This window comes from Pectobacterium versatile, assembly GCF_020166435.1.
GTDB classification, from domain to species: Bacteria; Pseudomonadota; Gammaproteobacteria; order Enterobacterales; family Enterobacteriaceae; genus Pectobacterium; species Pectobacterium versatile.
Map to the genome: position 1 here is coordinate 1 of NZ_JAINZP010000006.1, position 24,294 is coordinate 24,294.

At 48.7% G+C, this 24,294-nt stretch carries 20 protein-coding genes and 6 pseudogenes; 16 read left to right on the top strand and 10 right to left on the bottom strand.

The window, feature by feature from the left end; translation table 11 throughout:
• The 3 genes and pseudogenes from K7X24_RS09090 to K7X24_RS09100 form a co-directional block, all read right to left on the bottom strand.
• Nucleotides 1–613: IS3 family transposase (locus K7X24_RS09090; protein WP_263499263.1), on the bottom strand; the 613-nt coding region annotated here is incomplete at its 3' end.
• 164 nt (nucleotides 614–777) lie between these two features.
• Nucleotides 778–2,292, bottom strand: a pseudogene (locus tag K7X24_RS09095) (IS3 family transposase).
• Between the two features lie 64 nt (nucleotides 2,293–2,356).
• A pseudogene (locus K7X24_RS09100) lies at nucleotides 2,357–2,662 on the bottom strand (transposase); the annotation flags it as partial.
• A 396-nt stretch (nucleotides 2,663–3,058) separates the two neighbouring features.
• Between K7X24_RS09100 and murB the strand changes: the two are divergent.
• Nucleotides 3,059–4,096, top strand: a complete 1,038-nt coding sequence (murB, locus tag K7X24_RS09105; RefSeq protein WP_224554445.1) for a UDP-N-acetylmuramate dehydrogenase — start codon at nucleotides 3,059–3,061, stop codon at nucleotides 4,094–4,096.
• Entirely contained in the window at nucleotides 4,093–5,052 is a 960-nt protein-coding gene (birA, locus tag K7X24_RS09110) for a bifunctional biotin--[acetyl-CoA-carboxylase] ligase/biotin operon repressor BirA (protein ID WP_224554461.1), read from the top strand. Before murB ends, birA begins: the two co-directional genes overlap by 4 nt.
• 446 nt (nucleotides 5,053–5,498) lie before the next feature.
• Here birA and K7X24_RS09115 read toward each other — a convergent pair.
• Both K7X24_RS09115 and K7X24_RS09120 read right to left on the bottom strand, forming a co-directional pair.
• Nucleotides 5,499–6,161: pseudogene (locus tag K7X24_RS09115) on the bottom strand (transposase); the annotation flags it as partial.
• A 16-nt stretch (nucleotides 6,162–6,177) separates the two neighbouring features.
• Nucleotides 6,178–6,857: pseudogene (locus K7X24_RS09120) on the bottom strand (IS1 family transposase).
• A gap of 53 nt (nucleotides 6,858–6,910) precedes the next feature.
• Here K7X24_RS09120 and K7X24_RS09125 point away from each other — a divergent pair.
• Nucleotides 6,911–7,463: pseudogene (locus tag K7X24_RS09125) on the top strand (ABC transporter permease subunit); the annotation flags it as partial.
• Nucleotides 7,464–7,484: 21 nt separating this feature from the next.
• On the opposite strand, the gene hdfR reads toward K7X24_RS09125, so the two are convergent.
• Nucleotides 7,485–8,312 (bottom strand): HTH-type transcriptional regulator HdfR, encoded by an 828-nt coding sequence (gene hdfR, locus K7X24_RS09130; protein WP_010294681.1) that lies wholly within the window; start codon nucleotides 8,310–8,312, stop codon nucleotides 7,485–7,487.
• Nucleotides 8,313–8,432: 120 nt separating this feature from the next.
• Here hdfR and K7X24_RS09135 point away from each other — a divergent pair, with 120 nt between their 5' ends.
• Nucleotides 8,433–8,771: a DUF413 domain-containing protein gene (locus K7X24_RS09135; RefSeq protein WP_010283921.1), complete on the top strand. Its 339-nt coding sequence runs from the start codon at nucleotides 8,433–8,435 to the stop codon at nucleotides 8,769–8,771.
• Between the two features lie 56 nt (nucleotides 8,772–8,827).
• Here the strand turns inward: K7X24_RS09135 and K7X24_RS09140 are convergent, their stop codons facing one another.
• Nucleotides 8,828–10,354: a YifB family Mg chelatase-like AAA ATPase gene (locus K7X24_RS09140; protein WP_224554462.1), complete on the bottom strand. Its 1,527-nt coding sequence runs from the start codon at nucleotides 10,352–10,354 to the stop codon at nucleotides 8,828–8,830.
• Between the two features lie 407 nt (nucleotides 10,355–10,761).
• Between K7X24_RS09140 and ilvL the strand changes: the two genes are divergently transcribed.
• From ilvL to K7X24_RS09195, 11 genes and pseudogenes are all read left to right on the top strand, one after another.
• Complete coding sequence (ilvL, locus tag K7X24_RS09145; protein ID WP_224554464.1) at nucleotides 10,762–10,860, top strand: ilv operon leader peptide; 99 nt, start codon at nucleotides 10,762–10,764, stop codon at nucleotides 10,858–10,860.
• A gap of 140 nt (nucleotides 10,861–11,000) precedes the next feature.
• The gene (gene ilvG / locus K7X24_RS09150) at nucleotides 11,001–12,647 is read left to right on the top strand and encodes an acetolactate synthase 2 catalytic subunit (RefSeq protein WP_224554466.1); all 1,647 of its coding nucleotides are present in this window, start codon (nucleotides 11,001–11,003) and stop codon (nucleotides 12,645–12,647) included.
• Between the two features lie 78 nt (nucleotides 12,648–12,725).
• Nucleotides 12,726–12,986 (top strand): acetolactate synthase 2 small subunit, encoded by a 261-nt coding sequence (ilvM, locus tag K7X24_RS09155; RefSeq protein ID WP_095700895.1) that lies wholly within the window; start codon nucleotides 12,726–12,728, stop codon nucleotides 12,984–12,986.
• Between the two features lie 25 nt (nucleotides 12,987–13,011).
• On the top strand, nucleotides 13,012–13,938 hold the full coding sequence (locus tag K7X24_RS09160; RefSeq protein ID WP_224554467.1) for a branched-chain amino acid transaminase: 927 nt from the start codon (nucleotides 13,012–13,014) through the stop codon (nucleotides 13,936–13,938).
• A 73-nt stretch (nucleotides 13,939–14,011) separates the two neighbouring features.
• On the top strand, nucleotides 14,012–15,862 hold the full coding sequence (gene ilvD, locus K7X24_RS09165) for a dihydroxy-acid dehydratase (RefSeq protein ID WP_103942828.1): 1,851 nt from the start codon (nucleotides 14,012–14,014) through the stop codon (nucleotides 15,860–15,862).
• Between the two features lie 5 nt (nucleotides 15,863–15,867).
• On the top strand, nucleotides 15,868–17,412 hold the full coding sequence (gene ilvA / locus K7X24_RS09170; protein WP_224554470.1) for a threonine ammonia-lyase, biosynthetic: 1,545 nt from the start codon (nucleotides 15,868–15,870) through the stop codon (nucleotides 17,410–17,412).
• Between the two features lie 297 nt (nucleotides 17,413–17,709).
• Complete coding sequence (locus K7X24_RS09175; RefSeq protein WP_014916966.1) at nucleotides 17,710–17,919, top strand: hypothetical protein; 210 nt, start codon at nucleotides 17,710–17,712, stop codon at nucleotides 17,917–17,919.
• A 28-nt stretch (nucleotides 17,920–17,947) separates the two neighbouring features.
• Nucleotides 17,948–18,427: pseudogene (locus K7X24_RS09180) on the top strand (Hcp family type VI secretion system effector).
• 141 nt (nucleotides 18,428–18,568) lie between these two features.
• Nucleotides 18,569–19,159, top strand: coding sequence for a calcium-binding protein (locus tag K7X24_RS09185; protein ID WP_224554472.1), 591 nt, complete (start codon nucleotides 18,569–18,571; stop codon nucleotides 19,157–19,159).
• Nucleotides 19,156–19,596: a lysozyme inhibitor LprI family protein gene (locus K7X24_RS09190; RefSeq protein ID WP_224554474.1), complete on the top strand. Its 441-nt coding sequence runs from the start codon at nucleotides 19,156–19,158 to the stop codon at nucleotides 19,594–19,596. Before K7X24_RS09185 ends, K7X24_RS09190 begins: the two co-directional genes overlap by 4 nt.
• Before the next feature lie 154 nt (nucleotides 19,597–19,750).
• Nucleotides 19,751–20,191, top strand: coding sequence for a lysozyme inhibitor LprI family protein (locus K7X24_RS09195; RefSeq protein WP_224554476.1), 441 nt, complete (start codon nucleotides 19,751–19,753; stop codon nucleotides 20,189–20,191).
• A gap of 149 nt (nucleotides 20,192–20,340) precedes the next feature.
• Here K7X24_RS09195 and K7X24_RS09200 read toward each other — a convergent pair whose 3' ends face one another.
• Complete coding sequence (locus tag K7X24_RS09200) at nucleotides 20,341–21,240, bottom strand: hypothetical protein (protein ID WP_039492870.1); 900 nt, start codon at nucleotides 21,238–21,240, stop codon at nucleotides 20,341–20,343.
• A 424-nt stretch (nucleotides 21,241–21,664) separates the two neighbouring features.
• Between K7X24_RS09200 and K7X24_RS09205 the strand changes: the two genes are divergently transcribed.
• Nucleotides 21,665–22,408 carry a DUF2461 domain-containing protein gene (locus K7X24_RS09205; protein ID WP_103158237.1) on the top strand — a complete coding sequence of 248 codons (744 nt, stop codon included), beginning with the start codon at nucleotides 21,665–21,667 and terminating at the stop codon, nucleotides 22,406–22,408.
• 18 nt (nucleotides 22,409–22,426) lie between these two features.
• Here K7X24_RS09205 and K7X24_RS09210 read toward each other — a convergent pair whose 3' ends face one another.
• Together K7X24_RS09210 and ilvY are read right to left on the bottom strand one after the other, a co-directional pair.
• Nucleotides 22,427–23,227 (bottom strand): lysozyme inhibitor LprI family protein, encoded by an 801-nt coding sequence (locus K7X24_RS09210; RefSeq protein WP_224554477.1) that lies wholly within the window; start codon nucleotides 23,225–23,227, stop codon nucleotides 22,427–22,429.
• On the bottom strand, nucleotides 23,224–24,114 hold the full coding sequence (gene ilvY / locus K7X24_RS09215; protein WP_102117067.1) for an HTH-type transcriptional activator IlvY: 891 nt from the start codon (nucleotides 24,112–24,114) through the stop codon (nucleotides 23,224–23,226). The genes K7X24_RS09210 and ilvY overlap by 4 nt, the downstream gene beginning before the upstream one ends.
• Between the last annotated feature and the right edge of the window lie 180 nt (nucleotides 24,115–24,294).

The window sequence follows — 24,294 nt, forward strand, 5'->3', positions numbered from 1 at the left end:
TCATGCTTCGTTTAATGCGGTACTGACATAACTTTTGCAGATATGCACGGCTGCTGTAATGGCTGCCCTGATCAGAGTGGAACATCACGACTTTGGGGCATCCTCTTGATTCATAAGCTATCCGCAGCGCATCTCCCGTCAACACGCTGTCAGGCGATGACGATAAAGACCAGCCAATCACCCTACGGGCATACAGATCCAACACGATGGCCAGATAGACCCAACGTTTCCCTGCCCAGATGTACGTGACATCACCACACCAGACAGTGTTCGGACGCTCAACGTTGAAACCTCGTTCCAGGTGATTACGGGCATATTTGGCTTCATCTTTCGCTAAACGGTAGCGATGCTTACGACGTTGTGTACTTTCAAGACCTGCCTCTTTCATCATGCGGCGGGCTTTATTTCTGCCGACCTCAGGGCCTTCTTTTTTTAAGGCGACCAATAATGCTCGTGACCCTGCCGAACCGCGGCTTTCCTGATGCAGCTCGCACTGGTGTTCTCTTTGCTCCACTCTGGCAGGTTGTTCAGGCACTCGCCGGTAGTAATAACGGCTGCGCGTAACACCAAAAAGGAGGCACAATTCCACGACAGGATAACGCTCGCTCAACATCCGGATCACTTCAAGCGAGTGAACGACTCTGACATTAAGAGAGCGTCGTACATCTCTTTAAACGTGGCGACGATTTCGCGTGTGGTCATGCCTTTGGCGTACAGGGATAAAATCTGGCTGCCCATCTGCGGTAAGTGTCAAGGAAGTTGGCACCCTTGGTTAATTTAAGCCGCCTGTTTTTCCCGTTCCGGATTCAACGTTACCGGGCCTTCCGGCTGCCAGTTTCTTGTCTTCCCTGACCAGCGCTCAGGATGCGCTTTCTGTGCCTGACGATACAGTTCATCCCGCTGGGTCAGCAGAGCTCTGTCTTCACCACGATGTCGTTCTGCCGGTGTCACATAGCGTATTCCACTGTGACGATGCTCTTCGTTATACCAGTGGGTAAATTTATCCACCCACTGACGCGCCTCACTCAGCGTTCTGAACCCCGACGAGGGCCACTGTGGCACATATTTCAGCGTCCGGAACAGCGACTCTGCATACGCATTATCATTACTGACTCGCGGTCTGCTGTGAGACGCTGTGATATTCAGTTCATGTAGTTTCATCCGCAGCGTCTGCGATTTCATCGCTGCACCATTATCAGCATGTAACACCAGGGGCTGACGCCAGCAGCCTTCCCGTATCACGCTACGTTGCATCAGTGCCGCTGCCTGTTCACCACTTTCCGTCTCATACACCTCATAACCGGTGATTTTTCGGCTGTACAGGTCGAGTATCATATACAGATAAAACCAGCGACCACGCACTACAGAGGGTAGCCAGGTGATGTCCCACGACCACACCTGACAAGGCCCGGACGCTATAAAGGTTGTCGGTGCTGATAACTTCTGCTGCCGTGCCTGACGTCCTCTGCGATGGACTTCACCTGAGCGACGCAACACCCGATAGAATGTTGACTCACTGGCCAGGTAAATACCTCTATCGGCCAGGCGCGGCACGATTTGTGAGGGGGGGAAGGCTGGCATATTCCGGTTCATGACAGACATCCCGTATCCGGTTTTCTTCCTCCGGACTCAGCCGATTAAACGGCACGGCTCTTACCGCCTCAGCTCGCCAGTCACGGGGAAAGCACTGCCAGCGTCGCCAGGTACGCAGGCTGATGTTGACTTCACGGCAGGCAATGGCAAGTCTCGCTCCCGAGGTTACCGCTTCATTTATCCAGAGAATAAACTGCTGTCGCTCACCTTCAGGTGTCAGTCGTCCCCGTCGGCTTCCCCGTAGTAGTCTGTAAGCTTTTTTCGCAATACCAGTATGGCTGCCGCCTCCGCAAGGGCTTTTTCTTTACGAAGCAGCTCTTTTTTCAGCTGTTTAATTTCTTTCTGACTCTGTTTCAGGGCAGCGTTACCACCGGGGTTTTCAGTCTGTATAAAGCCCTGTTTCCAATGAATAAGTTGCTCCGGGTAGAGTCCTTTCTTGCGGCAGTATTCCGCAATTTCTGCCTCACTGAGCGTGGCGGTTTCGACTATCACGGCAAAGCGTGCTTCTGCTGACCACTGGTCTGTTGTTTTCTCTGCTCCGGGCACGGGGTTTCCCTCTGATCTAGCCTGATTTCGCCAGTTATAGAGGGTAGCTTCGGATATTCCTTCCATCTGTGCAACAGCAGCCACGGTCATATTGTAGGGTGGCAGCAGTTTTGCCAGTATGCTGGCTTTTCGTTCAGGGGAAATACGTTTCATTTGTCATTCCATCACCCTCGAATTTATTTTCAGTGGGGGTGACAACTATCCTGACACTGAGGGTCTGCGTGATACGCGTCTGGTTTTTCTTTATCAACTGAGGCTCAAAGGTGTTTTCGCGGTCACGCGGCGTATTCAGTTCGATTTCACCGTTGTTGCACAGCAGCGTTTTTGATGAGTAACCGTTGCGGGTATTAGAGCCTAATTTTGGGGCATTTTTCTCGTGCTTGAAGTGGTTTGTGAGTTCGGCATTCAGTGCCGTTGCGACGGTTAACTTCGTCAGCATCCGGGAAAATGCATTGAGATCGGCTTCGGTTCTAAGGCCTTTAGCCAGTTCAGCTGCAAGGGCCTTGAGTTTCCTCTCGTCCATAAATTGCCTGTCACCGTTGTTGGAATGAACATATCAAAAACAGGCAATTACACAATTTTAATTACAGTCCCGTTTTGGCGAATACAAACCTAAACCTTCTTACTGCCGTTTTCTATTGGTTCACGCTTAACTGCGATGAACCTTTTATTTTATCTGTTGTTTGTCGGTAAGAGTGTAAGCGCTCTCTGGAGTAGGACAAATCTGCTGGGAGCGGTACGGAGTGGCGGGCAGGACGTCCACCATAAACTGCCGGGCATCAAATAAGCGGAAGCCCCTGTCGAAAGACAGGAGGTGTGGTGCTGGGGGGAGTTACGCGTCTCTGGTGGCAAAAGAGCGTCGGTATCTCGCGTAGATCAGGTAGACTATGTGATATCCAAATTAGTAGGTATTTCTATCATGGCGCCAAGCGTTATTTCATTGAAGTCTCATAATTCTTTCTCATTGTCTGTTTCTGCATCTTGTATTACGGTTGCGGATACTCAGGATAAATTGATTGAAGGATGGCGCGTCGCTAGTGCATCACAGGAGCCCGTTTTGTTGCTAGGAGAAGGGAGTAATGTTCTTTTCCTGGAGGATTTTTTAGGCACAATTTTGCTTAACCGGCTCAAAGGTATAGATATTCGTGAAGAAAGTGATGGCTGGTACCTCCATGTCGGAGCTGGCGAAAATTGGCATCAATTAGTTGAATTTACGCTTAAATGTGGCATTACTGGATTAGAGAATTTAGCCTTAATTCCCGGATGTGTGGGGTCTGCACCAATACAGAATATTGGTGCGTACGGTATCGAATTACAACACGTCTGTGATTATGTTGAATTATTGGATCTTACAGAAGGTAAAAGCATACGCTTTACCGCTGAGGAATGCCAGTTTGGCTACCGTGAAAGTATATTTAAGAATCAATACCGCTCTGGATTTGCAATTACCGCAGTGGGGCTTTTTTTAAAAAAAGAGTGGAATCCAGTGCTGAACTACGGTGATTTGGAAAAATTGAATCCTGCAACTGTTACACCTCAGCAAGTATTTGATTCTGTATGTCATATGCGTCGAAGCAAGCTCCCTGATCCTATCGTGACAGGCAATGCAGGCAGCTTTTTCAAAAACCCAATAGTTATAAAACAGCATGCTGAACGTATTTTACGAGAGTATCCGAATGCTCCTCAGTATTTACAAGCTGATGGAAACGTTAAATTGGCTGCTGGATGGTTAATTGAGCAGTGCAAGCTTAAAGGATTTCAAATCGGTGGTGCTGCTGTGCACGATCAACAGGCATTAGTTCTGATCAATAAAAATAATGCAAAAAGCTCAGATATTGTCGAGTTAGCTCGTTATGTCCGCAATCAGGTAGCTGCCAAGTTTTCTATACAGCTGGAACCCGAAGTCCGCTTTATTGCTGCGAATGGAGAGGTTAATGCCATTGAGGTATTATCATGAAAGATGTTACGGTTCCTCTTAAATTAATTAAGATTCTCTCTGGTGGTGAATTTTATTCCGGTGAAGTACTGGGTGAAATGATGGGGATGAGTCGAGCTGCGATTAATAAACATATTCAAACTATACGTGATTGGGGAATTGACGTGTTCACTGTGACGGGGAAAGGTTATTCTTTACCCGTTCCTATGCATTTATTAGATGAGGAAGTAATCCTTAGGAACCTATCAGAAGGTGGAGTGACGGTTTTACCTGTCGTTGATTCTACGAATCAGTATATTTTAGAACGGCTCGACACGCTATCCTCGGGTGACGTTTGCCTTGCTGAATATCAGCAATCTGGCCGTGGCCGTCGGGGCCGGCAGTGGTTTTCTCCCTTTGGTGCAAATTTATATTTGTCTCTATATTGGCGCTTGGAGCAGGGGCCGGCGGCGGCTGTTGGAGTCAGTCTGGTAATCGGTATCGTCATGGCTGAAGTTCTGCATAAGCTTGGTGCTGATGGTGTGCGGGTCAAATGGCCCAATGATTTATATCTAAAGGATAGAAAGCTAGCTGGTATTCTTGTCGAGCTTACAGGAAAAACGGGTGATGCTGCTAACTTGGTAATTGGAGTGGGTATTAATTTAAAAATGAGAGAACCAGCTCCAGATATGATTAATCAAGGCTGGATAAATTTACAAGAAGCGGGTATCGATATTAATCGTAATACGCTCGCTTCGACCCTCATTTCTGAGTTAAGAGGTGCTTTGGCTGTTTTTGAACTGAAGGGTCTTGAACCATTTCTTTCCAGATGGGAAAGATTGGATAACTATTTCAATCGCTCGGTACGTTTGATTATCGGTAATCGAGAAATATATGGAATTGACCGTGGAATAGATCGTCAAGGTGCATTATTACTAGAAAGTAACGGTTTGGTAACCCCCTATATTGGTGGCGAAATTTCGTTACGAGGTGTATAAAAATCTGTCTTCATCGAAGGTGAAGGTAATGCCGATCGTTTAAGAAAACTTAAATGATCCTACAGTTTTGAACTAATCCGGAAAACCCTAAATTTTCCGGATTAGCTTTATGTTTTAGCCGGCAAGGGTGGTGGCGCTGATGTTTCTATGATCGCATATGCTACTGCCAGTACCCCATGATGCCTGTAAAAAGAGTGAAGTAACGCTGGCTCAGAAGCTATAATCCCAATTAAAGGATATTTCAGCGCTGTTTTTCTACACGCGTGGAAAACAAAGGGGAAGAATATTGCTGGATCATACCGCTCAAAAAGAATGCTAAATATTAGGCTGTATCCCTTAATTGCATAACTTCTTGTGAAATAGCCGGATGCAGCCCAGCTTTATTATCTACAGGACTTTGTTGAATAAATATTTTTCGAGATACAGCAAAACCGTTCCCACACTTTTTAGGCAATGCGCACGCTGTGCAGCATACCCAGTAATGTCATGATATTTAGTGCTTTCACTAACGCCATTGATTCACCCACCTGTGCATCGTAGTTCCGTAGTGTCAGCCGTCCCACACACACTTTTTTTACCCGCGACATCGCCGTTTCCGTCACTGGTAACCCATTTTCTCTTTCCATAACTTGTTGTTGCCTGTCAGCCGCTGATGCGCCACGGCCTGATTCCGCTCCGTGCTTTTTGACCTTCCATTCCCCCTCGCCGAACACTTTCAGCTCGGTGGAATCAATGACCAGATGCGCTATCTCTCCACGTGTCGGCGTCTTGATGTTGACGTTAACACTCCCAGACCGTTTGCTGATGCTGGTGTCATCCGGGCAACGCAACGGCACATCCATCATCTGGAAAACCGAGTCGATAAACCCCTGCAACGCCCGCAAGGTAAGGTGAAAGACACTTTTGAGCATCAGCGCGTTACGTAACGCATGTCCTGAGTAAGTTTTATCAGCCAGCACAGCATAGCCACGACGCTTCATGCTGCCCTTCTGGCGCTGGATACCCATTCCGTTGAGAAGACGTAGTGCGAACTGACTTTCGTGCGCTTGTCCGGGACTTAGCACGATGTTTAACGCGAGACCGCTTCCGTTTGTCACCAGATGGATTTTGGGGTAGTGAATCCAATTAGTAGAATATATGTTTTTCTATGAAGGCCCGATCACTTTTTCATGTACCTCAATTGAACGTGAGAAACAGATTGTTTTACGTGCCAGACGCTTAATGCGGGTTCTTAGCGTCAAATTATTACGTTCGATACACTGGGTGAAAATCTTTCCGGTGAGATGCTTATCCTTTTGCCCTTCCCGACTATAACTGTCCCAGTTGTCGTGGGTTATCATGCCAATAGTGAACGGTGTGAGTAATGCCAATAATTCACGGTAGACTTCATCAGTACGGGGGCCAAAAGTATACGCCAGAACACCGCCGTTTTGGTGTTGTATGCATACCAAAGTCAGTGCTGACGCGCTTTACTGCCAACAAAACTCCCTTGCTCATCAAGCTTGCAGATAAGTGATACATCGGCATGAGCGACGGTACTCGCTTTGGCGTGAGTTTTTTAATGTGCGGATGACAGTGTTGATGCCAACATTGAGTGTTATTGCCGTATCACGAACGCCAGCATCATTGAAAGCCATGTCAACAATCTGGTCTCTCACGCCGAGTTTTCGGGCCTGATAGGTGTAAGTCAGTTGGAATACGTAGTGCATTCACGACACCGAACGTTCCTGATCTGCCGGATTTTTACCATGCTGACAAACCAGAGCAGAATCACAACGGGGACAATGAACATTAATGCTGATCATAAGTAATCTCAAAAGGCCGTATTATACATCTATTTCAACTAATCAGATGCACTATCCTATCTGGCGGGATCGATCTCTCTGTGGGATCAGTTATTACGTTTACCGGTGTGCTACTGGCCAAATTGATCGGCACGTATGGCATTGATCCTTTCTTTGCGTTCGACATTGCGCTGATGATGGGAGCCATGTTTGGTGAGTTGATGGGATGGATTATCGATACGCTGAAATTACCTGCATTTATTATCACACTAGCCAATATGTTCTTTGTCCGAGGGATGAGCTTTATCGTTTCACAGGAGTCGATTCCAACCGATCATCCAACTGGCGGGGTTTAGCATGGCGCATACCTGATGGTAGATGGTTTACCTTTCTTGTGCTGGTTATGCGCTGGCAGCAAGCGGTGTGGAGTTGGACGCCATCGCTGCTGTCGGAACCGTATTGGGAACCCTGTTTGGCGTGCTGATTCAGGGCCTGATTCAGACGTATATCACGTTTGACGGCACCTTGAGCTCATGGTGGACAAAAATCGTCATTGGTTTCCTGCTGTTTGCTTTCATTGGGTTACAGAAGGCGTTAAGCACATTCTGGTTAGCCAGACGTGCTTAAGTGGGTTGTGAGCAAAATAGCTCATGGATTAATCACAATAGGCGTTTTCAGCAATTGACGAATCATCGTCTGCTGATCGCTGTTTTGTAACCAAACGGCGTAAAACGGGCGCACGACGGGCTGACTGTCGCCAACTATCCGCAGGTTGGAATAGGTTTGTAACCAATGGCTGGGTAAAAACGCGCAGCCGCCGGTTGTTTCAAGCAGTTGGCGGGTCAACTGGGCTGATGTTGTTGTCAAAACGGGAAGCTGATCGCTGGCTAATAGGCGATGTTCCTGCTGATGAAAGTCTGCGCCCCACTCCAATTTTATATAGGGCAGTTCCTGCCCGGGTGGGTGCGCTTCTGCAGCAAACAGCGAAAGGGAGAAGTTGCCCAGCAGCTGACTTGCCAATTCTTCCATTTTTGGCTGTTCAGTCGTAATCAACAGATCCAACTGACGCTCATGGAGTTGTTTTACCAGCGAGTGACGTAAGGCAATGCGCGCTTCTAGCTGGAGCAGCGGGCGCTGTTGATACAGCGATTGTAGCCAGGGAGTCAGATAGGCCTCCCAGAGTGACGCCGTTGCTCCTACCGAAAGCAGACTGTGTTGCTGCGAGCGTGCGACTTCTTTTTTGGCAATCTGCCAGGTACCGATAAGGCTTTCCGCATAGGGCAGAAGCCGTTCTCCAGCGGGCGTCAGGCGTATGTTGTTCCGATGGCGCGTGAACAGGTTGGCACCAAGCTGCGTCTCTAACTGGCGAATCCGAAAACTCACCGCTGACTGCGTGAGATACAAGGATTCGGCGGCACGACCAAAGTGTCTTGTCCTGCTGACTTCCAGAAAGGTTTTTAGTAATTCGGTATCCACGCCCATCTCCAAAAAAATTTTGTCGTAATGATTTAAATGTTTTGTTTTACACAATGTCAAGCCTATCTAATACTCCGCGCCATAAACAACACGACCATAGAAGAATTAGGAGCGTGTAAGATGGCAGAAAGCTTCTCTACCACTAATCGTTTTTTTGATAACAAGTTCTACCCGCGTGGTTTTTCCCGACATGGCGACTTTACGATTAAAGAAGCACAATTGTTGGAGCGCCACGGTTACGCGTTTAACGAGCTGGATTTGGGTAAACGTGAACCAGTGACTGAGGAAGAGACATCGTTTGTTGCAATGTGCCGCGGCGAACGTAAAGCGGAAACGGAACTGGAAAAAATTTGGTCCAAATATCTGGATCGTATCCGTCGTCCTAAACGCTTCCATACGTTGTCTGGTGGTAAGCCGCAGATGGATGCGGTGGAAGAATACACTGAAAGCGATGATTAATTAAGAATGGGGCGTTAGCCCCATTTCCTTTTGTGGCGAATAATATAGCGCTTTCGCTATTCAAGGCTTTTGTGGAGCTGGATGAGCAATCGATCCATACAGCGATAGCTCAGCGCTTCGGCAAGGTGTTTTCTCTCTATGTTGTCCCGATCGCCGAGGTCAGCTATCGTGCGCGCGACTTTCAATATCCTGTGCCATGCACGTACGGATAAGCCAAGTTTGTTCATTACCTCTTCCAAATAGGTCGCATCAGCCATCTCCAATCCGCAATGTTTTTCTATTTCACGTGAAGTGAGTAGTGCGTTGATTTTATTTGCCCGCTTCAGCTGTATCTGCCGTGCGATCAGCACGCGCTCGCGAATCGTCGCGCTGCTTTCGCCTTGATAATGCTGCTGAGATAACACCCCCGGAGGCAGCAAAGGGACTTCGATTGAAAGGTCAAAGCGATCCAAAAAGGGACCGGAAAGTTTGCTGAGATAGCGCAGTATTTGTTGTGCTGGCAATCGGTTATGAACGCCCTGATAGTGGCCTGAAGGGCTGGGGTTCATTGCGGCGACGAGCTGCACCCGTGCTGGGTAGCACACTTTAGCCCGAGTGCGGGAAATGATAATTTCACCGGACTCCAGAGGCTCTCGTAGTGAGTCTAAAACGCGTCGCTCAAACTCCGGTAATTCATCCAGAAATAGCACGCCGTTGTGGGCGAGCGAGATCTCTCCGGGTTTGGGCAGCGACCCTCCGCCCACGAGCGCAGCCATGGAGGAACTATGGTGAGGTGCTCTGAATGGCCTGGCTCGCCAGCGCGTCATGGTGGCATCAATGTTGATTAGACTGTTGATAGCGGCGCTTTCCAGCGCTTCTTCATCGCTTAATGACGGCATCAGATTGCCTAATCGGCTTGCCAGCATGGTTTTCCCGGTTCCCGGTGGCCCCAGTAAGAGCAAGTTATGGCCGCCTGCCGCCGCGATTTCCAACGCGCGTTTCGCCTGCTCCTGACCGATGATATCCTTCAGATCGAGGGTATCTTCCTCGATCGGTGGAACGGGCGTCATGTCGGAGCAACTGAGCAATTCCTCTTCCCCACTGAGAAAAGCACACACGTCCAACAAATGCCCGGCCATTAGCGCTTCACCCTGCGGTATCAGCGTCATCTCCCGTTTATTGTCATCTGGCAGGATAAGCTGGCGGCCTGACTTGATGGCTTCTAATGCGGCGGGAATCGCGCCATTGACGCCACGTAAGGTGCCAGACAGGCCGAGTTCGCCAAGAAACTCGTAGCGGCTTAGCTTTTCACCATCAATTTGTTCTGAAGCCGCCAGAATCGCCAGAGCAATCGGTAGATCGTAGCGTCCCCCTTCTTTTGGTAGATCTGCGGGAGCGAGATTGACCGTGATGCGCTTTGCTGGAAAGGTAAATCCGCAATTGATGAGTGCGCTGCGCACGCGATCGCGCGCTTCCTTGACGGTGGTTTCAGGTAAGCCCACCAGCGTTAGGGCCGGCAGCCCGCTGCTGATGTGAACTTCGATATAAACGTCCGGTGCTTGTACACCAATCATTGCCCGAGTATAGGTAACTGCCAATGACATGCTATTTCCCCTTTGCTGATGATTTGCATCATGTCTGGCAAGGGAGAAGAAGTAGAGACCGTCTTCGCCAGTCTGCGCGGCGATGTCATGAAATAATTCACTGTTTCAGTAATGCGTAAAATTTGTGCGCGATGTGTCGCAATTATCTAAGATGAACTGATCGCTTAACGCGATACGACGATCAATGACTCCCGTTTTCATCTGCCACGTTTCTCGTACAACGCTCATTTTTAAGCCAATAGGAAAAAATAATTTGATGCGCTTCTACCTTATGATTACGTTGTATTTTTTCCCGTATCATAGGTAATCCTTACGGGTGGCAATGAAAAAAAATTGTTGTCAGGCCATGTCTGACTGTGATAACTCTGTAGGCATTCGTTCGACAGAAGATTAATGAACAACCTATTATGAAAGCCCTATCCCTAGTGATTAGCCTAGTCGTGATTAGCGTGGTGGTGATTATTATCCTACCGTGCGGGGCTGCACTTGGACGAAGAATGGCTTAGAAATCAAGGCCTAATTCAAGAAAACCCCCGCACCGAAAGGTCGGGGGTTTTTTGTTGGGCGTAATCTATAACGGAAAGGAACAGAAAATGAACATCAGCATAAAATTCTGTTATTCCCATAAGATGTCGGGGAAATAACTATGAATGGAGCACAGTGGGTGGTTCAAGCGTTGCGAGCGCAGGGAGTGGAAACCGTTTTTGGTTATCCGGGGGGCGCGATAATGCCAGTCTATGATGCACTTTATGACGGCGGCGTTAAACACCTGCTGTGTCGCCACGAGCAAGGCGCGGTGATGGCGGCGATTGGCTATGCTCGCTCCACGGGCAACGTGGGCGTCTGCATTGCGACATCTGGCCCAGGAGCGACGAACCTGATCACTGGTTTGGCCGATGCGCTGTTGGATTCTGTCCCTGTGGTCGCGATCACCGGGCAGGTCGGATCGGCGCTGATTGGCACCGATGCTTTCCAGGAGATCGACGTGCTGGGGCTGTCGCTGGCCTGTACGAAACACAGTTTTCTGGTTGAGTCTCTCGAATCACTGCCGGAAGTGATGGCAGAAGCGTTCGCGATTGCCAACAGTGGTCGTCCAGGCCCTGTTCTGGTCGATATTCCTAAAGACATTCAGCTGGCAGTGGGGGATTTCACTCCAAACTTTGCGCCCGTTGCTAACGATGTTGATTTCCCCGAGCAAGATATTGCGCAGGCGTACGCTCTGCTGGCGAAAGCGCAAAAACCGGTGCTGTACGTTGGCGGTGGGGTCGGCATGGCGAATGCGGTTCCGGCACTGCGTGAATTCCTGAACGTAACGGATATCCCTTCCGTTTCTACCCTGAAAGGGCTGGGTGCCGTGGATGCCAATCATCCCTATTACCTCGGTATGATTGGTATGCACGGCACGAAGGCGGCGAACCTGATTGTGCAGGAGTGCGATTTGTTAATCGCGGTCGGGGCGCGTTTTGATGACCGCGTGACCGGCAAACTGAACGCCTTCGCGCCTCACGCCAGTGTTATTCATATGGATATCGACCCAGCAGAATTGAGCAAATTGCGTCATGCTAATGTTGCGTTGCAAGGCGATCTGAAAGCGATATTACCCGCGCTGCAACAGCCGCTGAACGTCAGCGCGTGGCGCCAGCAGGCGACCATGATGAAGGCGGAATACCCGTGGCGTTATGATCATCCCGGCCAGGCTATCTATGCGCCCGCGCTGCTGAAAACGATCTCTGAACGAATGGATGCAGACACCGTGGTCACGACCGATGTGGGCCAGCACCAGATGTGGGCTGCACAGCATATGACGTTCAGCCGTCCTGAAAATTTCATTACCTCCAGCGGCCTCGGTACGATGGGCTTCGGCGTACCCGCTGCGGTAGGCGCACAGGTTGCGCGCCCAGACGACATGGTTATCTGCATTTCCGGCGACGGATCTTTCATGATGAACGTCCAGGAATTGGGCACCATCAAACGAAAACGGCTGCCGTTGAAGATCGTACTGCTGGATAACCAGCGGTTAGGCATGGTGCGCCAGTGGCAGCAGTTATTCTTTGATGAACGCTACAGTGAAACCGACCTCTCCGATAACCCTGATTTCCTGACGCTGGCAAGCGCGTTTGATATCCCCGGCCAGCGCATCACCCGTAAAGATCAAATTGATGTCGCGCTGGATGCCCTGTTTAACAGCGAAGGACCCTATTTATTGCACGTATCGATTGATGAATACGAAAATGTTTGGCCACTGGTTCCGCCGGGTGCGGGCAACGAAACGATGCTTGATAAAACCAAGTAAGGCTCGATAAAACCAAACTAAGCTCGACAAAACCGAACAATGGCCGACTTACACAGAATAAGTGCTGGAGATAACAGAATGACACACCATCAACTTTCGATTCAGGCGCGCTTTCGTCCCGAGGTTCTGGAGCGTGTATTGCGTGTTACCCGCCATCGCGGTTTCAAAGTTTGCGCGATGAATATGGTGCAAACCACCAATGCCGATCACATTAATATTGAACTGACCGTTGCCAGCCATCGTTCGGTGGATTTATTGTCAACGCAATTGAGCAAGCTGTTGGATATTTCCTGCGTTGACATTCAACCGATGACGACATCACAGCAGATCAGCGCCTAACGCAAAAGAGTAAGGAAAAAGAAGAATGACAAAAAAAGCGGATTACATTTGGTTCAATGGTGAGATGGTTCCATGGGCTGAAGCAAAAGTACACGTCATGTCGCATGCCCTGCATTATGGCACCTCCGTCTTTGAAGGCGTTCGTTGCTACAATTCACATAAGGGGCCGGTAGTTTTCCGTCACCGTGAGCATATGCAGCGCCTGCGTGATTCGGCAAAAATTTACCGTATGCCCGTCGCGCAAAGCGTGGATGAGCTGATGGAAGCCTGCCGTGAAACGCTGCGTAAAAATAACCTGACCAGCGCCTATATTCGTCCACTGGTGTTCATTGGTGATGTGGGTATGGGTGTTAACCCGCCAGATGGTTATCAAACCGACGTCATCATCGCGGCTTTCCCGTGGGGCGCATATCTGGGTGAAGAAGCGCTGGAAGCAGGCATCGATGCTATGGTGTCGTCCTGGAATCGCGTGGCGGCGAATACCATTCCAACCGCCGCAAAAGCGGGTGGCAACTATCTGTCCTCCCTGCTGGTGGGTAGCGAAGCGCGTCGCCACGGCTACCAGGAAGGGATCGCGTTGGATGTCCACGGCTATGTTTCCGAAGGTGCGGGTGAGAACTTGTTTGAAGTGAAGGACGGTATTATCTTCACGCCGCCGTTTACCTCTTCGGCGCTGCCGGGTATTACGCGTGACGCTATCATCAAACTGGCGAAAGACGCAGGATATGAAGTGCGTGAGCAAGTGTTATCCCGCGAGTCACTGTATCTGGCCGATGAAGTCTTCATGTCCGGTACTGCGGCAGAAATTACCCCAGTGCGCAGTGTTGACGGCATTCAGGTCGGTGTTGGCAAACGCGGCCCAGTTACCAAAGCGTTGCAGCAGGCATTTTTTGGCCTCTTTACGGGTGAAACCGAAGATCAATGGGGCTGGTTGGATCCGATAAATCAGTAAGCAATCAAGACAGACAGTCAGGCGGTGATACGTTCCGTCATCGCCAAATTCGTAATTTTTGGAGTAAAAGAGCATGCCTAAGTACCGTTCAGCCACAACCACTCACGGCCGTAATATGGCGGGTGCCCGAGCCTTGTGGCGCGCCACCGGGATGACCGACGACGATTTTGGTAAACCGATTATCGCGGTGGTTAACTCCTTCACTCAATTCGTGCCGGGCCATGTGCACTTGCGCGATCTGGGGAAACTGGTTGCCGAGCAGATCGAAGCCTCCGGCGGCGTCGCGAAAGAATTTAACACCATTGCGGTTGATGACGGTATCGCGATGGGGCACGGCGGTATGCTCTATTCCCTGCCTTCCCGTGAACTGATCGCCGATTCCGTGGAATACATGGTCAATGCCCACTGTGCGGATGCAATGGTGTGTATTTCCAACTGCGACAAAATTACCCCAGGGATGTTAATGGCGTCGCTGCGCCTGAATATTCCAGTGATTTTTGTTTCTGGTGGCCCGATGGAAGCAGGGAAAACCAAGCTTTCCAACCAAATTATCAAGCTCGATCTCATCGATGCCATGATTCAGGGGGCAAACCCTAACGTCAGCGATGCCGACAGTGAGCAAATTGAACGTTCCGCCTGTCCGACCTGTGGCTCTTGTTCAGGAATGTTTACGGCGAACTCCATGAACTGTCTGACCGAAGCCTTGGGGCTCTCTCAGCCAGCCAATGGTTCATTGCTTGCGACACATGCCGATCGTAAGGATCTGTTCCTGAACGCGGGTACGCGCATCGTGGGTCTGGCGAAACGCTATTACGAGCAGGATGATGCAAGCGTATTGCCGCGCAACATCGCTAATAAAGCCGCATTTGAAAACGCCATGATTCTGGATATCGCCATGGGCGGTTCCACCAATACCGTATTGCACCTGCTGGCCGCGGCGCAGGAAGGTGAAATTGATTTCACCATGTCGGATATCGACCGCCTTTCACGTAAGGTGCCACACCTGTGTAAAGTCGCGCCTAGCGGTCAGAAATACCATATGGAAGACGTACACCGTGCTGGTGGGGTTATCGGTATTTTGGGCGAGCTGGACAGAGCCGGTCTGCTGAACCGTGAAGTCAACAACGTGCTGGGTAAAACGCTGCCGGAAACGCTGGAAGCCTACGATGTGATGCTGACGAAAGATGAAAGCGTGAAGCGTATGTATTCTGCTGGCCCAGCGGGTATCCGTACGACTAAAGCGTTTTCTCAGGATTGTCGCTGGGATTCACTGGATACCGATCGTCAGGAAGGCTGTATTCGCTCGCGTGAATATGCTTACAGTCAGGATGGCGGGTTGGCCGTGCTGTACGGCAACATTGCGCTAGATGGCTGCATCGTGAAAACCGCAGGCGTTGATAAAGATAGCCTGATTTTCCGTGGCCCGGCAAAAGTCTATGAAAGCCAGGATGACGCGGTAGAAGCGATTCTGGGCGGAAAAGTCGTGGCGGGCGATGTGGTTGTTATCCGTTACGAAGGGCCGAAAGGTGGGCCGGGCATGCAGGAAATGCTGTACCCGACTACCTACCTGAAATCGATGGGCTTGGGTAAAAGCTGTGCACTGATCACTGATGGCCGCTTCTCTGGTGGTACGTCAGGGCTGTCTATCGGCCACGCGTCTCCTGAAGCTGCAAGCGGTGGCACTATTGGTCTGGTGAAGGATGGCGACATGATTGCCATTGATATTCCTAACCGCAGTATTGCGCTGGATGTCGCGGAGAATGAACTGGCAATCCGCCGTGAAGTGGAAGAGGCGAGAGGCGAGCAGGCCTGGACGCCACATAACCGTGAACGTCAGGTATCTTTTGCGCTGCGTGCGTATGCCATGCTGGCAACCAGCGCAGATAAAGGCGCTGTGCGGGATAAAAGCAAGCTGGGAGGCTAATGCTGATGGCTGTGTCACAACCTCTTCCTGCCGCGCCGGGAGGCGCGGAATACCTGCGGGCGATCTTGCGGTCGCCAGTGTATGAAATCACGCAGGTCACACCGCTGGAGAAGATGGATAAGATCTCTTCGCGGCTGGGTAATGTCATTCTGGTAAAACGTGAAGACAGACACGCGGTGCACAGTTTCAAGCTGCGTGGCGCGTACGCGATGATGGCGGGTCTGAGCGATGAGCAAAAATCACACGGTGTGGTAACGGCATCAGCCGGTAACCATGCGCAGGGTGTTGCACTTTCCTCCAGCAAACTGGGGATTAAATCGCTGATTGTGATGCCGGTAGCGACGGCTGATATCAAGGTGGATGCGGTGCGGGGTTTTGGCGGCGAAGTGCTGCTACACGGCGCCAACTTTGATGAAGCCAAGGCAAAGGCTATTGAGCTGTCAGAGCTGGAGCATATGACCTTTCTGCCGCCGTTTGATCATCCTGCGGTGATTGCCGGGCAGGGCACGCTGGCGATGGAACTACTACAGCAGGATGCGCATTTGGATCGCGTGTTTGTGCCAGTTGGTGGTGGTGGCCTGGCGGCAGGTGTTGCCGTGCTGATCAAACAGCTGATGCCGCAGATTCAGGTGATCGGCGTGGAAGCGGAAGATTCCGCCTGTCTGCGTGCGGCGCTGGATGCGGGTCAACCGGTCGATCTGGCACGTGTCGGGCTGTTTGCCGAAGGCGTGGCGGTGAAACGTATCGGCGATGAGACTTTCCGCCTGTGTCGGGAATATCTGGACGACGTGATTACCGTCGACAGCGATGCCATTTGTGCGGCAGTGAAAGATCTGTTCGAAGATGTCCGTGCGATTGCTGAACCCTCTGGGGCGTTAGCCTTGGCGGGGATGAAAAAATACATCCAACAGCATCAGATTAAGGGCGAGCGTCTGGCACATATTCTGTCCGGTGCAAACGTCAACTTCCACGGGTTACGTTACGTTTCCGAGCGTTGCGAGCTAGGTGAACAGCGTGAAGCCTTGCTGGCCGTGACGATCCCCGAGAAACAGGGAAGCTTCCTGAAGTTTTGCCAGCTGTTGGGCGGCCGTTCTGTTACCGAGTTCAACTATCGCTACGCGGATGCCAAAGACGCCTGCATTTTTGTCGGTGTGCGTTTGACGCGCGGCTATGCGGAACGGCAGGAGATCATCGCCGAGCTGTCCGCAGACGGTTATGAAGTGGTGGATTTGTCCGATGATGAAATGGCGAAGCTGCACGTTCGCTATATGGTCGGCGGACGTCCTTCCAAACCGCTACAAGAACGGCTGTACAGCTTTGAGTTTCCAGAGTCGCCGGGGGCGTTACTGAAATTCCTGCATACGCTGGGGGCGCACTGGAATATTTCTCTGTTCCATTACCGCAGCCACGGCACGGATTTTGGCCGCGTGTTGGCTGCGTTCGAACTGGATGCGGGCGATCGGGAATTCGAGCAGCATTTGAAGGCGCTGGGCTATGAATGCCACGACGAAACCAATAACCCTGCGTTCCGCTTCTTTTTAGCGGGTTAATTGCTGAGTGTTCCCTTAACGCCGCCGATGGTGTTTCACCGTCGGCGGCGTTATCTTTAATGCTATCTGACAGCAACAGGGATGGCATCTCTTTATGGCAACGCAGTTCACAGGTTTTTCTCAAGCGGGTTTAACGTTTCTTCAGCAGTTTTCTCAAGGCGTTGTTGAATAAATCTAATTGCAGTGTGTTATTAATTTAAAATCAATTATTCATTTTTTCTAATTCCTTTAAATATTGCTAATTATTATTTCCTAGGTTAGTTTGATGAATAGTGGAATAACACATGGAGACCGAGTATGAAAAATAAAGAAAAACTTGCCATTCAGTTAAATGAACAATTAAAAAGTAGCCTTATTAATAGTTCGTTACCTCCTGAAGAAATACTCGCATTGATGATGAAGCTATGCCTTTCTCTGATGCAGGTGACTCAAAGTAATCTTGTGGAAATGAAGACGTCAGATGGGCGAAAACTTTCACTCAAGCTCGATACACCATCAGTGCATTGATCATATTTATTCTTAGATGCCGCTAGAAATGTCGAGTATTATCTATTTAGAATTGACGGGCGATAAACAGGGGTTAATTTCTTCTGGCTGTTCAACATTATAGTCAATTGGTAATAGAAGCCAAATTGGTCATGAAGATCAGATTCAAGTATTAAGTTTAAACCATTCAATGAGTCATGATGATAATCTATCTTGTCATCCCGTTGAAATAATTAAACTTATCGATAAGTCGTCACCGTTGCTTGGTGTTTCTACCTCTTCCAATGAAAAGCTAAGTGCAAATTTCTTTTTGTATAGGATAAATACCGCTGGGCAATTAGAGTTGTTTTATGTCATTAAATTAACAGATGCCCGTATTGTTGATATTTCTTGTAGTTATCCGCATTCGATTAATGATAATGACGTCATGCCATATGAAAAAGTTTTATTGAAGTATGGTTCTATATCATGGGATCACAAAGTTGCGGGAACATCAGGGTATAGCATCTGGAATGATAGTGGTATTTAGTTTATTTGGTAATAGAACATACAGCCATTGATAATTATGTTATTCATGGCTGCTTTTATTAACTAATTCATCACTAATCTAAAGAGATGATAATTAACTTCGCACATTGATGCTTCGTGTTAATGAAAAGGAATTTACTCAATGCTAAGAGTACCTCAAGGACAAATAACCTTCGATGGAGAGGGGGATGATGTCCCCAATAGCCCTTTTTTTAGCCGAGTCGTTCATTGGCCAGGAAATGCCAAATCTGGCGTGACACTGGGGCGAGGCTATGATATGGGGAAGAGAACCAAGGGCGAAATTTATTCGGATATGCTTAGAGTTGGTATTGGGAGTGAAAAAGCGAGTTTAATAGCGACGGGAGCCGGGTTAAAGGGCGGTGCCGCCGCCACTTTCGTGAAAGAGTACAAAGGAAAAATTGGTGTGATTACACATCAACAGCAGGTGGATTTGTTTAATATTATTTATGGTGGGTATATAAAAATAGCGAAAAATCGATACGCAGATCGTTCCGCTAATATACCTGATAGGGCGAATTGGAATGAGCTTCATCCCGCTATCAGAGATATTCTGGTGGATCTGGCCTATCAAGGGATGGAGGGGAAGAAAACTATCCCTGTGGCGGCAAAGAATGATATCGATCTGTTAATAAAGTTAATAGAGAGTGAGCCTGAGTTGCTAAAATATGAGGTTGGAAGAAACCGAGCGGGTTATTTAAGGATGAGAAGATGAAAAATATCTATTTCTGTATTTTGATGTTATTTGCTGTAAGCGGAGTATCTCCTGCATTTTCTGAGATTTACTGGAGTAAACTAGAATTAATGGAGAAAACGTTATGTAAAGATATAATGAAAGGGGAAAACTATCATGAACTTTATATTTGTACTGACCGAATGCTTGCTGATTCGACGGAAAAACTAGAGCAAAAAAATAAAGAAGCAATAAATTTTCTCTCCACACTTATAACTATAGAGGATGAGGAAGATGCCGTTAAGCTTTTCAAAGCAGATCAAGCCGCGTGGAAAAATTATGTTGTCCACCGTTGTGCGTATAGAGGACACCCATATATTAAAGATAGCCCCGTTTATTTATCAAATAAAGATCTTTGCGAGGCGGTAGAAAACTACAGGCGGATCGAGTCGCTAGACGGTGAGCTCAATATCCCTTAATACTTATCCCTTGGATAAGTGTGTAACGCCGCCGATGGTGTTTCACCGTCGGCGGCGTTATCTTTAATGCCATCTGACAGCAACAGGGATGGTATTTTTTTATGGCAACGCCGTTCACCGGCTTTTCTCAAGCGGATTATTTAAGGATGAAGAAATGAAAAACATCTACTTCTGTATGCTGATGCTATTTGCTGTGAACGGTATATCTCCTGCATTTGGTGAGATTTACCTGAGTAAACTGGACGTAATCGAAAAAACGTTATGTAAAGACCTAATGAAAGGAGAGAGTTATCATGAAGTGGATATTTGTATTGATCGGATGCTTGCTGATTCGACAGAAAAATTAGAACAAAAAAATAAAGAAGCAATAAGCTTTCTTTCCAAACTTATAACTATGGAAGATGAGGAAAGTGCAGTTAAGCTCTTCAAAACAGATCAAGCCGCGTGGAAAAATTATGTTGTCCATCGTTGTGCGTATAAAGTACACCCGTATATTAAAGATAGCCCTATTTATTTCTCAGATAAAAGCCTTTGCGAGGCGGTCGAAAACTACAGACGGATCGAGTCGCTAGACGGTGAACTCAATATCCCTTAATACTTATCCCTTGGATAAGTGTGTAACACCGCCGACGGTGTTTCTCATACGGATTATTTAAGGATGAGGGGGGTGAAATATATACTTATTTCTATGTTATTATCACAAAGGCCATTTCATTATGGCCTTTGTGTAAAAATAAAATTTAATTATTTAGCCAAAATACCATAGCTGAATAAATATCCTGTTTGATGAATGAAATCGTTATATTTCTCATTTTGCTCAACGGAGTGGGAGGATGTTTTTCTGGTACTGGTAGAGGCTTTTACTAGATCAATGTTCAGTTGAGTGAATTGTTTTCTTAATTTTTCATGAATAGCGGTGTCATCAGTTTCTTTTAGGTTTTTTAATAGCTCTACTAGTTTTTCTGCTGGTGCCTGAATACTAGGGTTAAGCCCATTCGTGGCAGGAACATCATAACTAAATACCATATTTATGGAGTCTTTATTTTTTTCTTCGATAGAATTAGCCGCAAGGTTCTCACCATATACCTCTGCAATGTATTCGACTAACTCTGGCTTATCAAAGCATTTAGATTGGATGTTACCACTCGATGTTCTATCATGGACGGTGATTGATTCAGGAAATACTTCGCCTAATTGATAGGTACATTTGAACATGTTTGCATCAATTACAGAAGCATTGGCGCTTCTGACAGCCATCTCTAATTGGTGACCATTAATCATTACCTCATAGGTCATGGGGTTAAATCTTTTTTCCTTGCCTTCGACAGCATAAGCTTCTGATAACGTATAATAAGTATAATTATTGGGATTGATAATCCCACCGTTGTTATTATCAAAAACCATGAATGAAAAACTCTCACCTTTGCTATTTTCTAATATATGTTTGCCTGGTGAAAGTTTTATCGTGTCGCGATGATTCGGTAAAACATCATAATTTTTTCCATCAACCTTAAATGTAAGGTTACTGGCAGTGGGGTTGCTGTAATAAAATACGCCTTTCTGACTGGTTGGATCTAAACTATCACAAGCAGAAACGGAAAGGACGACAATACCGATTAACCCAACTTTTAATGCTGTCTTCATTATATGATTGCCTTGTTACAGATATTTTGTTGTTAATAATTATCGAGATTAAATTATACTAATGTTAACATATTGGTTGCAGTGGTATGTTCTAAATTAAGTCAAATCCTACGGTTATTTGCCTATGACGCCTCAGAAATAAATCACATAGATGTATTCTGGGGGAGTCCGTGAAGAAAAACGGTAATTATAAAATGGTTAACGTTTGTAGAAGGTCAGCAGGGAGCCCTTATTCCTCCTTTGGGAAAATAAAAAATATGTTGGTTTGGGTGGTGAAGTGCCGTCATGCGTGACTAACGTTAATAAGACTAGGTTGATTGCCTTGTTGTCACGGTAGAATATGGCCTTTCCACCGCCGATGGTGTTTCAGCGTCAGCGGCGTTATCTTTATGTCATCTGACAGCAACAGGGATGACATCTCTTTATGGCAACGCAGTTCACAGGTTTTTCTCAAGCGGGTTTAACGTTTCTTCAACAGGTGCGTCAGTACAACGATAAAGCGTGGTTTGACGAGCATCGTGCAATTTACGACGAGCAACTGGTTGCGCCGTTCCGCACGCTGGTGGATGAACTCAGTCTGACCATGTTGCAGATTGACGACCATTTTGAAACGCGTCCTGCCATCGGCAAAACGCTCTCCCGTATTCACCGCGACACGCGCTTTTCTCACGATAAATCACGCTATCGCAGCCATATGTGGCTCACTTTCAAACGTACTCGCAAAGACTGGACGGACGCGCCAGTGTATTTCTTTGAAATCACACCGGATACCTGGCGTTACGGGCTGGGCTATTACAGCGCGACACGTAATACAATGGACCTGTTCCGTCAGACGCTGCGCGGGAATCCGTCACAGTTTCTTGAAGTGGCGAGCTGTTTGGGCAATACCTTCACGCTGGAAGGCGAAAGCTACAAACGTCCGTTGATTAAAGGTCAGGAGCCGGAACTGGCTGACTGGTATAACCGTAAGTCGTTTGCTGCGATAGGTACCCGACAGGATATGGACGCGCTGTTTTCTGGTGATCTGGTGACGGTTCTGTCACAGGGTTTTACCCAGCTTGAACCGCTCTATCATTACCTGATGAACGTCGAAACTATGAAGAAAGCCGCGCAGGAAACGGAGTCCGATACGCGAGCATTTTCGGCGGATAAGTGGTTTGAACGCTAGAGCCAAAGTGAGCCAACGCTACGGCGTTTTCTGCGGCTCCAGTGGGGTTTTATCGCGCTCCAGCAAATAGTTAAACAGGTAACCTTCTTCCCGATTGCTGCCGAAGGTGGCGATTTGCAGATGATCATCGTCAATGCAGGTGAGCAGTAATTTCACCTGCTGGCCGAAACTGCTTTCGCCTTTGCCAATCGCTTGTATATCGCTCATCTGACGGGCCGTGAAGGCAGAATCATCCAGCTTGTTACCGTAGCGGAATGCAATGGATGCGCCGCCCTCAATCTTGCCGCGCTGGTTGGTCATCGTCAGGCTGACGGCGTGGTAGGGCGCTTTCTGGTCATACATCTCCCGAAAATAATCACCCAACTCGCGGTACTCTTCGGCAGAAAGCCCTGACATCACATACTCATAGCTGAATGAACCGTGGAAGCAGGACGTATTTTTCACTGGCGTAATCGGCGAGGGGAGTGCGTGCTGCGCGATGTCATTCAGATAGCGCAGCCGATTTAACTGCTGCTGATAGCGCTGGCGTAGACAGTCTTCGTCTTTGCATTGATCGCGGGTGGTCAGCCAGCTACGCTGAAACTGGTTGAGCGTTTTTTCCCACGGTGCGCTGTTGTCGTACGCCGTCAGGGACGCGCGGGAGGTCTTCCATGCCTGTGCCAGTTCTTCATCAAGCTGCCCGAGCAGCGGGCTGGCGCAAATCAGCGTCTCCTGCGCTGAGGCGGCTTTTTCGCAGGGGAAACTGGCGGCTTGCGCAGTGTGGCTGAGGGCGGCCAACGTCACCCCAGCGGCGATGATGGCAGTGAAGGCTATCTTCATGGCGTGTCCTGTAATATGTCCCAAAAGGCGGCAATCAGCGGCTCGCTAAGCCGTTTTTTCTGTACGCACACGCCGAGTTCTAGCGGCTCCATCACCTGTTCGACAAAGACAGAAACGCGGTTGCGTACCGGTTCCGGGCTGTTCTCCAGCACGACGTTGGGAATCAGCGCGATGCCGCAGCCCAGCGCGACCATCGATACCATCGCTTCATGCCCTGAGATGGTGGCGTAAATTTGCGGATTGGTGATGTGGTTGCGTCGGAACCACAGATCGATGCGCTTACGTACTGGGCCGTGTTCCGGCAGGATGAACGGAACCTGCGACCAGTCTGGGTCTGCTTGCCGCACCAGCGACTGCACGGGGCAGGGAAGTGCTGGGATAATCAACGCCAGAGGCAGCTTATCGAGCGGCATGAAATCAACGCTGGCTGGGAGCGCCTCCGGGCGTCCTGCAATCCCCAAATCCCCGTCATTCGACTGAATTTTCTCAACGGCATCGGCGGCATCGCCGGTTGTCAGCTTAATTTCTACCAGCGGGTGCAGCGCCCGAAAGCGATCCAGAATCGGCGGCAGGTGGCTGTAGGCGGCGGTGACGGAACAGAAGATCCGCAGCTCGCCGCTTAATGACGGCCCGTGCTGGTCTATCGTGTGGCGTAGCTGCTGGTATTGCAGCAGCGTTTGCTGGGCGAACAGCTTCAGGTGCTCTCCGGCATCGGTGAGCTGTACGGTTCGGTTATCACGCAGAAACAGCGTCTGCCCTAAATCCTCTTCCAGCCGCTGAATTTGCCGCGACAGCGTGGACGGGCTGATGTGCATCGCCTTGGCGGTTCGGCCAAAATGCCGGCTTTCTGCGAGGTGCAGGAATAATTTGAGATCACGTAAATCCATGCGATGCAGGCCCCGTTTTTTATCTTGCAGCCGCTTTTTATCTTGCAACCGCTTTTGATCTTGCAAATAGTGCAATGTGACGTTGTTAATATATCAATTTAAGCAACGCAATTCCTGTCATATGATGGGGTCATAGTGAATTCCCATCTGACGGGAATCCTTTTCTGAATAATAGACAAA

What these genes read in the sequence shown, in the direction of transcription:
- K7X24_RS09140 (WP_224554462.1), bottom strand. Translation starts at nt 10,354, where the DNA reads ATGTCATTGGCAGTTACCTATACTCGGGCAATGATTGGTGTACAAGCA.
- K7X24_RS09185 (WP_224554472.1), top strand. Translation starts at nt 18,569, where the DNA reads ATGCTAAGAGTACCTCAAGGACAAATAACCTTCGATGGAGAGGGGGAT.
- K7X24_RS09200 (WP_039492870.1), bottom strand. Translation starts at nt 21,240, where the DNA reads ATGAAGACAGCATTAAAAGTTGGGTTAATCGGTATTGTCGTCCTTTCC.
- ilvY (WP_102117067.1), bottom strand. Translation starts at nt 24,114, where the DNA reads ATGGATTTACGTGATCTCAAATTATTCCTGCACCTCGCAGAAAGCCGG.
- ilvA (WP_224554470.1), top strand. Translation starts at nt 15,868, where the DNA reads ATGGCTGTGTCACAACCTCTTCCTGCCGCGCCGGGAGGCGCGGAATAC.
- K7X24_RS09195 (WP_224554476.1), top strand. Translation starts at nt 19,751, where the DNA reads ATGAAAAACATCTACTTCTGTATGCTGATGCTATTTGCTGTGAACGGT.
- K7X24_RS09205 (WP_103158237.1), top strand. Translation starts at nt 21,665, where the DNA reads ATGGCAACGCAGTTCACAGGTTTTTCTCAAGCGGGTTTAACGTTTCTT.
- K7X24_RS09190 (WP_224554474.1), top strand. Translation starts at nt 19,156, where the DNA reads ATGAAAAATATCTATTTCTGTATTTTGATGTTATTTGCTGTAAGCGGA.
- ilvG (WP_224554466.1), top strand. Translation starts at nt 11,001, where the DNA reads ATGAATGGAGCACAGTGGGTGGTTCAAGCGTTGCGAGCGCAGGGAGTG.
- K7X24_RS09210 (WP_224554477.1), bottom strand. Translation starts at nt 23,227, where the DNA reads ATGAAGATAGCCTTCACTGCCATCATCGCCGCTGGGGTGACGTTGGCC.
- K7X24_RS09135 (WP_010283921.1), top strand. Translation starts at nt 8,433, where the DNA reads ATGGCAGAAAGCTTCTCTACCACTAATCGTTTTTTTGATAACAAGTTC.
- ilvM (WP_095700895.1), top strand. Translation starts at nt 12,726, where the DNA reads ATGACACACCATCAACTTTCGATTCAGGCGCGCTTTCGTCCCGAGGTT.
- murB (WP_224554445.1), top strand. Translation starts at nt 3,059, where the DNA reads ATGGCGCCAAGCGTTATTTCATTGAAGTCTCATAATTCTTTCTCATTG.
- birA (WP_224554461.1), top strand. Translation starts at nt 4,093, where the DNA reads ATGAAAGATGTTACGGTTCCTCTTAAATTAATTAAGATTCTCTCTGGT.
- K7X24_RS09175 (WP_014916966.1), top strand. Translation starts at nt 17,710, where the DNA reads ATGAAAAATAAAGAAAAACTTGCCATTCAGTTAAATGAACAATTAAAA.
- ilvD (WP_103942828.1), top strand. Translation starts at nt 14,012, where the DNA reads ATGCCTAAGTACCGTTCAGCCACAACCACTCACGGCCGTAATATGGCG.
- ilvL (WP_224554464.1), top strand. Translation starts at nt 10,762, where the DNA reads ATGAAAGCCCTATCCCTAGTGATTAGCCTAGTCGTGATTAGCGTGGTG.
- K7X24_RS09160 (WP_224554467.1), top strand. Translation starts at nt 13,012, where the DNA reads ATGACAAAAAAAGCGGATTACATTTGGTTCAATGGTGAGATGGTTCCA.